The following is a 12,699-nucleotide window of genomic DNA, read 5'->3' on the forward strand; positions in this document are numbered from 1 at the left end:
GCGATGGTGTGGCGGGTGACGGGTCAAGCTCCGGGCCTAGGGCACCCCGCAGAGCTCCGTCTCCACACGCTGCTCCATAAGTTGAATCCACTGAGCGGATTTGCCTGGACCAACTTCCGTGTCGTGCAGGACTCTTGACGCGGCACGTTCAATTCCCGAAGCATGTGGCCGAGCAGTCGGCCGTGACCACACCGGCCGGAAGCAGTAGCTGGGCCGTGACCGCACCGGCCCGATGGGCAGAACCGGGTGTGCGCGAGCCTGCTCTGTCCTTGCCACAGAAAGGCAACCCCCCACATGAGATCGCGAAGAGTCCGCCGGGTGCTGAGTGGCGTGGCCGGCGCGGCCGTGGCCGCCCTCGTACCCGTATGGGCCGCCGTCACCGGGCCGTCGGTCAACCCGGATACCGTCGCCCGCAAACAGGTCCAGGTCCACTTGACGACCACCTCCGACCCCGGGGGCCGACATGTCGTCAAGGGCCTGGAGAAGCAGCGCCCCGTCCGATTCCGGCCGGGTGGCGGAGGCAATATCACCGTCGACGAGTCGAAGACGTATCAGAAATTCGAAGGCGGCGGCGCGGCCTTCACCGACACCGCCGGCTGGCTGATGAACAGCAGCGGCACGCTGAGCGACGCCACCCGCGACAGAGCGATGACGAAGCTCTTCGACCCCGTCAAGGGCATCGGCCTCAGCTTCCTCCGCAATCCCATGGGCGCCTCCGACCTCGCCCGTTTCGGCTACACCTACGACGACATGCCCGCCGGGCAGCACGACCCGCAGCTCAGGCACTTCTCCGTCGAGCACGACCTCGCCGACATCCTGCCGCTGGCCGCACACGCCCGCAGACTCAACCCGGACATCAAGGTGATGGCCTCGCCGTGGAGCGCGCCCGCCTGGATGAAGGACAACGGCAGTCTCGACCAGGGCCGGCTCCAGGCGAAGTACTACGGCACCTACGCCCGCTACTTCGTGGCATACCTGCGGGCGTACAAGGACAGGGGCGTGCCCGTCGACTACGTCACCGCCCAGAACGAGCCCAACTGCTGCTCCGGCTACCCGTCCATGCAGTGGAACGCCCCGGGCCTCGCCTACTTCACCAAGAACGACCTGCTGCCCGCCCTCAAGAAGGCCGGGCTGTCCACCAAAGTCCTCGCGCTGGACTGGAATTGGGACAGGTACCGAGACCTCGGCGCGCCCATCGTCGACGATGCGGCCATCCGCCGCCACCCCAACTTCGGCGGCCTGGCCTGGCACGGCTACAGCGGCGAGGTCACCGAGCAGACCCGGGTGCACAACAAGTACCCGGGCCTCGCCACGTACGACACCGAGCACTCCGGCGGCTGGTGGATCACCAACCAGCAGCGGGAGGACATGCACAACCTCATCGACTACACCCGCAACTGGGGCCGCAGCTGGCTCAAGTGGTCCCTCGCCGTGGACCAGAACGGCGGCCCGCACCACGGCGGTTGTGACGGCTGCACCGGCCTGATCACCGTGCACCACGGCGGCCCGAAGCACGGCACCGTCGGCTACACCGTCGAGTACTACACGATGGGCCATCTCACCAGGTTCGTACGGCCCGGAGCCCGGCGGATCGGCTCCACGGACTCCGCCGACGTACCCAACGTGGCCTGGAAGAACCCCAATGGCTCCAAGGCGCTGATCGTCTACAACGACACCGGCAGCACCCAGAAGGCCGACATCAACTGGGGTGGCGAGCATGCCTCCTACGATCTGCCGGCCGGCGCCTCGGCCACCTTCACCTGGGACGGGAACCCCACCGGCGGCGATCGGAATGCCGCGCACGGCCCCGTCACCGCCGCCCTTCACCGAGAGCAGGAGTGAACGCGATGCGCGAACCGGGGCACGGCCCCGGGAGCAGGAGCACTGCCGGCACCACCACCTACCCCTACAACGGCCGGCAGTTCAGCCAGATCTTCGCCCGGTACACGGGCTGACAAGGAGAACCCCGTGAAACTCGGATTCACCGGCGGACACCGCAGAACGCGGTTGGCCCGCCGTGCCACCGTCCTCGCCTCCCTCATAGCGGCCTGTGCCGCCACCCTCGCCGTCCCGCACGCCGACGCCGCCGCGGCCGACCCCGACCTCGGGCCCAATGTGCGGATCTTCGACCCCTCGACGCCCAAGGACCAGATCCAGAGCGCCGTGAACGACGTCTTCAAGGAACAGGAGACCAACCAGTTCGGCGAGGCCCGGCACGCGCTGCTGTTCAAGCCGGGCTCGTACGACGTCGACGCCAACATCGGCTTCTACACCCAGATCGCCGGCCTGGGCCTGTCCCCGGACGACACCACCGTCAACGGCGCCGTGCACGCCGAGGCCGACTGGTTCGACGGCAATGCGACCCAGAACTTCTGGCGGTCGGCGGAGAACCTGGCCGTCAACCCGACCGGTGGCGCGGACCGTTGGGCGGTGTCGCAGGCGGCACCGTACCGGCGGATGCACCTCAAGGGCGATCTGCAGCTGGACGACGGCGGCTGGTCGAGCGGCGGGCTGCTGGCCGACACCAAGGTCGACGGTCAGGTGCGCTCCGGCTCCCAGCAGCAGTGGCTGTCCCGCAACACCGAATGGGGCAGCTGGACCGGCGCCAACTGGAACATGGTCTTCGTCGGTGCCGAGAACGCCCCGGCTGGAAACTTCCCCGACCCGCCCTACACCCGAGTCGACACCACCCCCGTCTCCCGCGAGAAGCCATTCCTGTACGTGGACGACGCCGGCGCCTACAAGGTGTTCGTACCGGCCGTCCGCAAGGATTCCCAGGGCACCAGCTGGTCCTCGGGCAGCCCGCAGGGCGGTGCACTGCCGCTGAGCGACTTCTTCATCGTCAAGCCCGGCGCGACCGCGGCGCAGATCAACACCGCGCTGGACGCCGGGAAACATCTGCTGGTCACCCCCGGTGTCTACCACCTTGACCAGACGCTGAAGATCACCAAGCCGGACACCGTGGTGCTCGGCCTGGGCCTGGCCACCCTCATCCCCGACAACGGCATCACCGCCGTCTCCGTGGCCGACGTGTCCGGTGTGAAAGTGGCCGGCCTGCTCATCGACGCCGGAACGGAGAGCTCACCGTCCCTCATGGAGGTCGGCCCGCAGGACTCCGCCGCGAGCCACGCCGACAACCCGACCTCGCTGCACGATGTCTTCTTCCGCGTCGGTGGTCCGGGCACTGGTAAAGCCGCCAAGAGCCTGGTCGTCAACAGCTCACATGTCATCGGCGACCACCTGTGGATCTGGCGCGCCGACCACGGCGACGGCGTCGGCTGGAACACCAACACCGCGGCCAACGGCCTCACCGTCAACGGCGACGACGTCACCATGTACGGCCTGTTCGTCGAGCACTACCAGCAGCATCAGACGGTCTGGAACGGCGAGCGCGGCCGGACGTACTTCTACCAGAACGAGATGCCCTACGACCCGCCGGACCAGGGCTCCTGGATGAACGGCGACACCCAGGGATACGCCGCCTACAAGGTCGGCGACAGCGTCCGGAACCACGAGGCGTGGGGGCTCGGCAGTTACTGCTTCTTCAACGTCAACCGCGATGTCGCCGCGGAGCGCGCCTTCGAGGTCCCCGACACCCCCAGCGTGCGCTTCCACGACATGGTGACCGTCTCCCTCGGCGGCACCGGCACCATCCGCCACGTCATCAACGGGACGGGCGGCCCCTCGGACGCCAACAGCAATGTGGCGAACCTGGTGAGCTATCCGCAGTGACGGGGGAAGCGGTTCCGGGACGGACGGCGGCATGCGTCCCGGAACCGCTCCCGACGTCAGACGTGCGCCCCCGCAGGGTCCCCGGCCGCAACCGGCGCCGTCTGCCGCGTCCGGTGCTGCAACGTCGCCTTCCGGGTCGCGACGTCGACGGTGTACGCGTCGATGGTCAGTCGCGCACCGGACACCTTCAGCACCATGAACCCGTTGTCGGAGAAGTTCTGCCAGGCGGCCGGATGGCTGAAGTGCGCCTTGCCGTCCTCGGTCTTGGCCGACGCCCCGCACACCACCTGCCGGGTACCGCCGGTGCGCGCCGTCGGCTCCAGGATCTGCAACGTGTGGTCGTGACCGGACAGAATCAGGTCAGCCCGCCCGCATACCACCTGCTCATACATCTCCTTGAGGTGGATACCGCTGGCGTAGTTCCCGATCTCGAAACCGTCGTAGGAACCGGCGCTGCCGTGCTTGCCGTTGTTGAGATACGGATGGTGGCTGATGACGATCTTCCAGCGCGCCCGCGACGCCTTCAGCGCACCGTCCAGCCAGCTCCGCTGCTCGCGCATGTACGGGCCGTCCCAGCGGTAGTACGGGTCGAGCTGCGCGACATACGAGGACCACGGAATGGTGTCGATCGCGAAGAACTCCACCAGCGGATCGGCGGCCGGCAGCGGCACGCTGTAGTAGCGGCTCGGCATGTACCAGCGCTTGGAGGTCTTGGCGTACGCGACCTCGCGGTCACCGCGGGACGGGTCGCCGCCGCTGCCGGGGATCAGCCCCGAGCAGTCGTGGTTGCCCAGGACCATCAGCCACGGCACATCGATCCCGTTGTTCGGCTTCTCGAACTTGTCCTGGAATTCCGAGTCATGATCGGACTCGGGGCCGTTCTCATAGATATTGTCGCCGAGCCCGACCGCGAGACCTATTCGCTCGGCCCGGCAGACATCCCGGGCAGCCGCCGCCACCGCGTACTGCGCCTCGTCGCCGGTCCCCGCGTCACCGGTGATCAGTACGCTGAACTCGCCCTTGCCATTGGGGTGTTCGGGGAACGGAAAGGCTCCCGGAGCGCCGGGACGGGGCGTCCCGGACGCGGACGCGGGCGACTGCGCGCCCGACGGCAGCACCGCCAGCGCCGCCCCGGCCACCGCGCCGCCCAGCAGCGTCCGCCGGTTCACGAACTGCGGCACGCGCCCCGTGGTGCGCATCGGCGGCCCCCCGGCCGCCGCCTCCGATCCGGTCCGCAGCCACTGGTCCTCGGTCATGTCCGCCTGCGGCGGGATCAGTTCGTCATCACACATGCCTGGTTTCTCTCATGCGCATCAGGGGAGATGGTGACGATTTGATGAACCCGGAGTGGACGTATGGCGATCAGGGGGGCGTTGGGCTACGCGCCGGTAACAAAGCGTTTTCGGGGGTCAGCAGGGTGTGAGGGAAGGGGTGAAGCGGCGGGCGAGAGCCCGCCGGGGAGCGGCCCGCGGATGCTCCGCCCCGTCGGCTAGCCGGCCCCGCTCGTCAGCCGGCGGAGGGTCCGGCCGCAATGGCGGGCGTAGTGGCGCTGGAAGACGGGAACCAGTGGGCCCCCGAGGCGGGTGATGAGCCGGGCGGGGCGGCTGAAGGCGGTGACCGTGAACCACACCGAGTCGTCCGCCCGCCGCTCGACCACGAATGCCTCCTCGCCGCACTCGGGATGGCCGTCCAGGGTGCCGTATGCGAAGCCGATACGGTCCTCCTCGGCCACCGTCCACACCACCCGGCAGGGTGCCCGCAGCCGTAGCGGGCCGATGCCGAGGGAGACCTCGATGCTCAACCCCGGTGTGGCGCACGGGCCGTCGGCCCGGATGCCGACGCCCGCCGCGCGGTGCATACGGAAGGTGGTGACCGCCTCGCCGGCCGCTGCAAGGGCGGCGCGGCCCTGGCCGATGGGCATCTCCTGGTGGAGGTGGCTGTAGCCGGGCGGCAGCGGAGTGCGCTGCGTGCCGCCTGCTTCGGGGTAGGTGAGGTCGCTCATCACGCCGCCTTTCGTGATCGTCCCTGCGTTCGCCGCCGACAGTACGCGTGGGGCGGCTGCGCAAACTGCCTTGACCAGGACGGAACCCGGATCGGAACCCGGATCGGACCGCGATCGGACCGCGATCGGGCCGCGATGGACCAGCTCTGGGGCTCGCCCCTCCCCGCCCTGCCCTCCCCGCCTAGCGATCCGCCTCCCCATGCCGACCCGCCCCCGCGGTGAACCGCGCCGCGCCCTCCAGTGCCTCGGTCAACACCCCCTGGCCATAACGGAGTTCATCCGCCATCGCGGCCTGCTCGTCCTTTCCCTCCTGGTCCAGCAGGGACGCGCGGTCGCTGCGCAGGCACGCCTGCGGGAGGCGGGCGATCTCCGCCGCCAGCCGCTCCGCTTCCGTGCGCGCCGTCCCGGCCGGCACCACGCGGTTGGCCAGCCCGATGTCCAGGGCCTCGGCGGCCGCCACCGGACGCCCCGTCAGCACCAGGTCCATCGCCCGGCTCGCCCCGATCAGCCGGGGCAGCCGCACCGTACCGCCGTCGATCAACGGCACCCCCCAGCGCCGGCAGAACACCCCGAAGACCGCGTTCTCCTCCACGACCCGCAGATCGCACCAGAGCGCCAGCTCCAGCCCGCCGGCGACCGCATGACCGGCGACCGCCGCGATCACCGGCTTGCTCAGCCGCAGCCGGGTCGGCCCCATCGGCCCGTCGCCGTCCGGCGCGACCCGGTTGCCGCGCTCCGTGCCGACCGCCTTCAGATCGGCACCCGCGCAGAACGTCCCGCCCGCACCCCACAGCACCGCGACGCGCGCATCCTCATCCGCTTCGAACTGCCGGAAAGCATCCGCCAGTTGGCCCGCCGTCGCGCCGTCCACGGCATTACGGGCCGCCGGCCGGGACAGCACCACCGTCGTCACCGGCCCCGCCCGCTCCACCCGTACGGACATCAGGCCCCGCCCCGCGCCACGCCCGCATCCGGTGTCCGCGGCCGGGCGCGCTCCAGGACCGACGCCAGATCGACGCCCGCGGGCAGAGTGCCGAAGGCATGGCCCCACTCCCCGCCCAGCCGCGAGGCGCAGAACGCGTCGGCGACCGCCGGATGGCTGTTCCGCACCAGCAGGGACCCCTGGAGCACCAGCGCCATCCGCTCCGCCAGCGAACGCGCCATCAGCTGCGCCTCCTCCGGGTCGGCCAGCCCGCCCAGCATCTTGCGGACCCCGTTCACCGCCGCGTCCAATCGCCGGTCCGCGCCCGCGGCGGCGTCCACTTCCGCGAAGAACGCGTCCAGCGCGGCCGGTTCCCTGCCCAGCGCCCGCAGCACGTCGAGCGCCGCGACATTCCCCGAGCCCTCCCAGATCGACAGCAGCGGCGCCTCCCGGTAGAGCCGCGGCATGCCCGACTCCTCGACATAGCCGTTGCCGCCCAGGCACTCCAGCGCCTCCGCGGCATGCGTACTGCCCCGCTTGCACACCCAGTACTTGCCGACCGCCAGCGCCAGCCGCCGCAGCGCCGCCTCCTCGGCGTCCCCGGCCTGCGACCGGTCCACCGCCGCCGCGAGCCGCATCCCCAGCAGCGTCGCCGCCTCGGACTCGACCGCGAGATCGGCGAGCACCGAGCGCATCAGCGGCTGCTGGTCCAGCTCCCGCCCGAACGCCCGCCGGTGGGCGGTGTGATGCAGCGCCTGCCGCAGTCCGGCCCGCATCCCGGCCGCCGAGCCGAGCACACAGTCCAGCCGGGTCATGTTCACCATCTCGACGATGGTCCGCACCCCGCGGCCCGGCTCGCCGACCGGCCACGCCACCGCCTCGTCGTACTCGATCTCGGAGGACGCGTTCGAGCGATTGCCCAGCTTGTCCTTGAGCCGCATCAGCCGCATCCCGTTGAGCGTGCCGTCCGGCAGCACCCGGGGCAGCAGGAAGCAGCTCAGCCCCTCATCGGTCTGCGCCAGCGCCAGGAACACATCGCTCATCGGCGCCGAGGTGAACCACTTGTGGCCGGTGATCCGGTACGTCCCGTCGCCGGCCGGCACCGCGCGCGTGGTGTTGGCCCGTACGTCGCTGCCGCCCTGCTTCTCCGTCATCGACATGCCGGCGATCAGCCCCGCCTTGGTCAGCGGCGCCCGCAGCCCGAAGTCGTACGCGCGGGCGGCGAGCAGTGGCTCGTAGAGCGCGGCGAGGTCCGGTGCGGCCCGCAGCGCGGGGACGGCGGCGTAGGTCATCGAGATCGGGCAGCCGTGCCCCGGCTCGGCCTGCGACCAGACGTAGAACTTGGCGGCGCGTACCAGATGGGCGCCGGGGCGGTCGTCGGCCCAGGGCGCGCCGTGCAGACCGTGCTCCACCGCGACGGTCATCAGCTGATGCCAGGCCGGATGGAATTCGACCTCGTCGACGCGGTGCCCGTAGCGGTCGTGGGTGCGCAGCCGGGGCGGCTGCTCCTCCGCCCAGCGGGCCTGGTCCTGCACCGCCGCCGAGCCGGCCAGCGCGCCCAGCTCGGACACCTCCCGCTCGCCCCACTCGGCGCCCTCCCGGCGCAGCGCCTCCAGCAGGGCCGGCTCGTCCGCCGTGCTGAATCCGGTCAGCGGCGGGGCCTGATTCACGACTTCATGGGTAACGGTCATAGGCCCGATGTTACGTTTCTTCAACAGTTGGGAAAAGACTGTAACGGCCCTTGCTTTCACCTTGGCTAGAATTTCGGGCACATATGAACGACGACACCCTCACGCTGCGGCCGCTAACGGCCCGTTCCATCGTGCTGAGCACTCTTCTGGGGCACCATCCGCCGCAGTTGCCCGCGCGCGCCTTGGTGCGCGTCGGCGAACTTTTCGGCATTGCCGAAGGCACCGTCCGCGTCGCCCTCTCCCGGATGGTGGCCGCGGGGGACCTCCAGCAGCGAGAGGGGGCGTACGGTCTCACCGACCGGCTGCTGGAGCGCCAGGCCCGGCAGGACGAGAGCCGGTCACCCAGGACCTGTCCCTGGGACGGCGCCTGGGAAATCGCCGTGGTCACCGCCGAACGCCGGCCGGCCGCCGAGCGCACCGCGCTGCGGCAGGCCATGGCCGCCCTGCGGCTGGCCGAACTCCGTGAGGGCAGCTGGCTGCGCCCCGCCAACCTCGACCGGCCCCGCCCGGCCGTCGTCACCGGGCAGTGCACCCTGCTCACCGGCACCCCGGACGGCGACCCGGCCGCGCTCGCCGGCCGGCTGTGGGACCTGGACGGCTGGTCGGCGCGGGCCCGCGCGCTGCTGGCAGCGCTGGAACGGGCGGGGACGCCCGCCGAACGCTTCACCGTCTCGGCGGCCGTGCTCCGCCACCTCCTCGCGGACCCCCTGCTCCCGCAACCGCTGCTGCCGGGGGACTGGCCGGGCGTCGAACTCCGGGTCCGCTACAACGCATTTGAGGACGAACTGCGCAATCTGCTGCGACAGTACGTGGCGCCCACCGGCGCGGGGTGAGCGCCGTCGGCCGATCCGCGCGGCCGCCGGGGGCGGTGACCCACCCGGCCGGCCGGGCGGGCGTCGAGGAGGGCGCACGGCGGCGCGGTGGCTCGTACGGATGCGGAGGGCGGCGGCGCGGCCGGTGAACCGGGGGGCATCGCGGAAGCCGTAACCCGTGCGCCCGCACCGTCCGACGCGCCCGCTCCGCTCGCCGCGTCCGGTGCGACCGCCGCCGCGCACCCCGCGGTACCGAGGCCGCCGACGACTCCCTCTGCACCCCCAGTGGCCTCAACGGTCCCAACGGCCCCCAACACCATCGCTGTCAACGGCCGTTGGCCGCTGCGCCCGGATGTCACGGGATTCCACCGGCTCACCCTCGCCGTCGGCCCAGGCGTCACATCCGTCACCCCCCGCCCCACTGGCGCCGGGGAATCGATCCGGTTGCGCGCCCCGCCCGGTCTGCGCCCCGCGGGCGCACGCCGCACCCGCCCTTGGCCGGCGTGAGATCGCCGCGCCCGCCACGCATTGCGCCCCCACCGGGCCGGCTTCGGGCCGGGCCACAGGTCGCAACCCCTGGCCCCCTGACCCCACCCGGCTCACCGGCCTGCCCCAAACCCTCCGTTCGGCGTGGTCCGTTGCACTGCCCGACGGGGTCTGTGCGCGGTGCGTGCGGCCCCTGCCGCGCATGTGCACCGAGTCCGGCGGATGCGCTCGGCGGACGCCCCGGGATCGGTCAAATGCTCGATACGTCCCGGGAACCGCTGCATCCGGGGCATGAGGGGTGCGCCCCTCCCCGTCGGATGGTGCGCCATGCGGAGAGATCGGCACCCGCTCCGACGGCAAGGGGGCAAGCCGGGCGACGAAGGCGCTACCGCGCGCTCTGCCGATGCGAACTCCGGCCGTGGTTGTCTCTTACTCGTCGAATTCATGACGCCTCCAGGAATTCGCGGAACGAAAGCAACACGCAGCAACAGGAAAGAAGTAAGAAGCAGCGCGAACGCGAGGTACCGAGAAGGCGTCACGTTTCCTCAACAGCCGCCAGGGAACTGAGCGGCGAACGACGGGAGCAAGAAAATGGAATTTCCTCAGGTGTCGGAAGCGAATGTCCGGAGTGAATTCCGGGTCCGTGGGGTCCGGAGCGTCACGGCGGCAACGGTCCTGCTGGCGGTCGGCGCGCTGAGCCTGGCGGCCGAGGCGCCGGCCGAGGCCGTGAGCGGCGGGACATGGGACCGCCTGGCCGGCTGCGAGAGCGGACGGCGCTGGCACATCGACACAGGGAACGGGTTCTCCGGAGGGCTGCAGTTCTCCCACACCACCTGGCGCTCGTTCGGCGGCGGTTCCTACGGGGCGCGTGCGTCGCAGGCGACCAGGGAGCAACAGATCCAGGTAGGCGAAAGGGTGCTGGCCCGGCAGGGATGGGGCGCCTGGCCCGCCTGCTCGGCCCAGCTGGGCCTCCGCTCGGGCGGCGTGCCGCGCACCACCACCCCGCGGCGGATCACCCCGCGCACCATCACACCGTCCCACCGGTCCGCCGAGCGGGTCCGGCGCCCGCACGTCCAGGAAAAGCGATACAAGGCGCGGCACCACCGGAAAATCGGTGACTCCATCGTCGTCAATTCGGGCGACACGGTGAGCGGCATCGCGTACACATACGGATGGTCCTGGCAGAAGCTCTACCAGCTGAACCGTGGTGTGATCGGCGCTAATCCGGACATCATTTACCCCGGTATGAGGCTGACCGTACGGCACTCCAGCGGCAGCTGAGCGCATTCCGGCGACGTCAGCCGAGCGCATCCGGAATACCCGCGTATTCCATCGCCCACCCATGGGGAATTCCGCTGAATCTCAACTGATTTCTCAGCCGGTTCTCCGCTGAATCCCGGGGTGGTGGCTCGTCCGGAGGGGGGATGAGCCACCGTGGGGAGTGGTGGGCAGGCAGGCCGTCCGCGGCGCCACGGACGGCCTGCCCCGCGCTCAGGCCTGCCGCCGTACCTCGTACGCAGCAAGGACGACAGCCACCGTCAGCAGGCTCAGCCAGAACTGCGAGCGGCCGTCCGGAAGACAAGGCCAGCGCCAGATAGACGAACACGGCAATGTCGCCATGGGAGTTGATGAGGAACTGGAGGACGACATAGTGGGAAAACCGGGCCGCGTTCACCGAGATATAGCCGACCGATGTGCCGGCGAGCAGCGCCCGGCGCGACACTCCGCTCTCGCTGACCTTGGTGAATCCGCGCGGCGCTTCCCCATTACGGGTCCCCGGAACGTCAGGCCGTCTAACGGGTCCCCGGAACGTCAGGCCGTCGAGGTCACAGCGGCAGTACGCACACCGGCATCGGAGCCGCGAACGGCTCGCCTGTGCCCTCAAGCGCCCCGGTCCCCGGGTTCACCGAGAACACCGTCACCGATCCCGACTTCTGGTTCGCCGCGAACAGCAGCCGCCCGTCCGGCGACAACGCGATCTGCCGGGGGAAGTCGCCACCCACCGGCACCGTGTCCAGCAGCCGCAGCCGCGCCCCGTCCGCCTCCACGGCGTAACGGGTGAGGCTGTTGTGGCCGCGATTGGCGAGATAGGCGAAAGCACCGTCCTGGGTGACCAGCACCTGCGCCGGGTAGCTGGTGCCCGCGCCCGTTCCGGTGGACTGCGGCTCACCGGGCGTCAGCCGTCCGCTGGCCGGGTCGTAGCCGCAGACCACGAGGGTGTTGTCGACCTCGTTCGCCAGATAGGCGAAGGCGCCCGAGGGATGGAAGGTCAGCTGCCGGGGCCCGGCGCCGGGGCGCAGCGTCGCATACGACACCTGGGTGAGCCTTCCGGCCGATGCGTCCAGCCGGTAGCTGTAAACGGTGTCGTTGCCGAGGTCGACGGCGAGCAGATGGCCGCCGTCCGGGCTGGTGATGATCTGGTGGGCGTGCGGCCCGTCCTGGCCGGGACCGGGCGGCGGGCTGGAGTGGACGAGCAGATCCGTACGCTCACCCAGGGCGCCGCTGTCCGGGTCGATGGGATGCACGGCCACGCTGCCCGAGAGGTAGTTGGCGCTGAGCAGCCAGCGCCCGCCGGGATGCACCGAGAGATGACAGGGACCGGCGCCGCCGGTGGGCCGGCTGCCCAGCACCGTGGGTGCGCCCTCCGACCGCAGCGCGAGGGCGGTCACCGTGCCCTGCTCCTGCTCGTTGACCGCGTAGAGGGTGCGGCCGGACGGGGCGAGCGCCAGGTAGGAGGGATCGGCGACGCCCGCCACGACGCCGGTGGCGGTGATCCGGCCGGTCGTCGGGTGGTACGTGCCGATGCCGATGCCGGTGCCGCCGCCCTCCTGGGAGGTGTACGTCCCCAGGAAGAGCGGCCGGGCGGTGCGCGGGTGGCGGCCGGGGTGGCGTCCGGCCTGCGTGGGCGCCGCGTCCCCGGTCGTGGGCAGGACGGCGCCGGCCGTCGCGGTCAGACCGGCCGCGACCGTTCCGAGGAACCGCCGACGGCCGATACCGGTCCCGGGCGCCGTCGGCGGCTTCGTCCCTGTGCGTGCTGCGCTCATGCCACACCTC

9 protein-coding genes are annotated in these 12,699 nt (G+C 70.8%); 4 read left to right on the plus strand and 5 right to left on the minus strand.

Features of this window, described 5'->3' with window-relative positions; genetic code table 11:
* Window positions 1–294: 294 nt before the first annotated feature.
* Both AB0I10_RS04550 and AB0I10_RS04555 read left to right on the plus strand, forming a co-directional pair.
* On the plus strand, window positions 295–1,842 hold the full coding sequence (locus tag AB0I10_RS04550; RefSeq protein ID WP_363150783.1) for a glycoside hydrolase family 30 beta sandwich domain-containing protein: 1,548 nt from the start codon (window positions 295–297) through the stop codon (window positions 1,840–1,842).
* Window positions 1,843–1,968: 126 nt separating this feature from the next.
* Window positions 1,969–3,732 carry a coagulation factor 5/8 type domain-containing protein gene (locus tag AB0I10_RS04555; protein ID WP_363150784.1) on the plus strand — a complete coding sequence of 588 codons (1,764 nt, stop codon included), beginning with the start codon at window positions 1,969–1,971 and terminating at the stop codon, window positions 3,730–3,732.
* A gap of 56 nt (window positions 3,733–3,788) precedes the next feature.
* Here AB0I10_RS04555 and AB0I10_RS04560 read toward each other — a convergent pair whose 3' ends face one another.
* The 4 genes from AB0I10_RS04560 to AB0I10_RS04575 form a co-directional block, all read right to left on the minus strand.
* Window positions 3,789–5,024 carry a metallophosphoesterase gene (locus AB0I10_RS04560; RefSeq protein ID WP_363150785.1) on the minus strand — a complete coding sequence of 412 codons (1,236 nt, stop codon included), beginning with the start codon at window positions 5,022–5,024 and terminating at the stop codon, window positions 3,789–3,791.
* A gap of 197 nt (window positions 5,025–5,221) precedes the next feature.
* Window positions 5,222–5,734, minus strand: a complete 513-nt coding sequence (locus AB0I10_RS04565; RefSeq protein WP_363150786.1) for a DUF1990 domain-containing protein — start codon at window positions 5,732–5,734, stop codon at window positions 5,222–5,224.
* 181 nt (window positions 5,735–5,915) lie between these two features.
* Entirely contained in the window at window positions 5,916–6,677 is a 762-nt protein-coding gene (locus AB0I10_RS04570) for a crotonase/enoyl-CoA hydratase family protein (protein WP_363150787.1), read from the minus strand.
* Window positions 6,677–8,347, minus strand: coding sequence for an acyl-CoA dehydrogenase family protein (locus tag AB0I10_RS04575; RefSeq protein WP_363150788.1), 1,671 nt, complete (start codon window positions 8,345–8,347; stop codon window positions 6,677–6,679). The genes AB0I10_RS04570 and AB0I10_RS04575 overlap by 1 nt, the downstream gene beginning before the upstream one ends.
* An 83-nt stretch (window positions 8,348–8,430) precedes the next feature.
* On the opposite strand from AB0I10_RS04575, the gene AB0I10_RS04580 reads away from it, so the two are divergent.
* Together AB0I10_RS04580 and AB0I10_RS04585 are read left to right on the plus strand one after the other, a co-directional pair.
* Window positions 8,431–9,180, plus strand: a complete 750-nt coding sequence (locus AB0I10_RS04580; RefSeq protein WP_363150789.1) for a PaaX family transcriptional regulator C-terminal domain-containing protein — start codon at window positions 8,431–8,433, stop codon at window positions 9,178–9,180.
* 1,056 nt (window positions 9,181–10,236) lie between these two features.
* Window positions 10,237–10,926 (plus strand): transglycosylase family protein, encoded by a 690-nt coding sequence (locus AB0I10_RS04585; RefSeq protein WP_363150790.1) that lies wholly within the window; start codon window positions 10,237–10,239, stop codon window positions 10,924–10,926.
* A gap of 545 nt (window positions 10,927–11,471) precedes the next feature.
* On the opposite strand, the gene AB0I10_RS04590 is transcribed toward AB0I10_RS04585, so the two are convergent.
* Window positions 11,472–12,689, minus strand: a complete 1,218-nt coding sequence (locus AB0I10_RS04590; protein WP_363150791.1) for a lactonase family protein — start codon at window positions 12,687–12,689, stop codon at window positions 11,472–11,474.
* Between the last annotated feature and the right edge of the window lie 10 nt (window positions 12,690–12,699).

Source organism: Streptomyces sp. NPDC050636 (assembly GCF_040654775.1).
In the GTDB taxonomy this organism is placed as follows: domain Bacteria; phylum Actinomycetota; class Actinomycetes; order Streptomycetales; family Streptomycetaceae; genus Streptomyces.

What these genes read in the sequence shown, in the direction of transcription:
- AB0I10_RS04550 (WP_363150783.1), top strand. Translation starts at nt 295, where the DNA reads ATGAGATCGCGAAGAGTCCGCCGGGTGCTGAGTGGCGTGGCCGGCGCG.
- AB0I10_RS04560 (WP_363150785.1), bottom strand. Translation starts at nt 5,024, where the DNA reads ATGTGTGATGACGAACTGATCCCGCCGCAGGCGGACATGACCGAGGAC.
- AB0I10_RS04565 (WP_363150786.1), bottom strand. Translation starts at nt 5,734, where the DNA reads ATGAGCGACCTCACCTACCCCGAAGCAGGCGGCACGCAGCGCACTCCG.
- AB0I10_RS04570 (WP_363150787.1), bottom strand. Translation starts at nt 6,677, where the DNA reads ATGTCCGTACGGGTGGAGCGGGCGGGGCCGGTGACGACGGTGGTGCTG.
- AB0I10_RS04575 (WP_363150788.1), bottom strand. Translation starts at nt 8,347, where the DNA reads ATGACCGTTACCCATGAAGTCGTGAATCAGGCCCCGCCGCTGACCGGA.
- AB0I10_RS04580 (WP_363150789.1), top strand. Translation starts at nt 8,431, where the DNA reads ATGAACGACGACACCCTCACGCTGCGGCCGCTAACGGCCCGTTCCATC.
- AB0I10_RS04585 (WP_363150790.1), top strand. Translation starts at nt 10,237, where the DNA reads ATGGAATTTCCTCAGGTGTCGGAAGCGAATGTCCGGAGTGAATTCCGG.
- AB0I10_RS04590 (WP_363150791.1), bottom strand. Translation starts at nt 12,689, where the DNA reads ATGAGCGCAGCACGCACAGGGACGAAGCCGCCGACGGCGCCCGGGACC.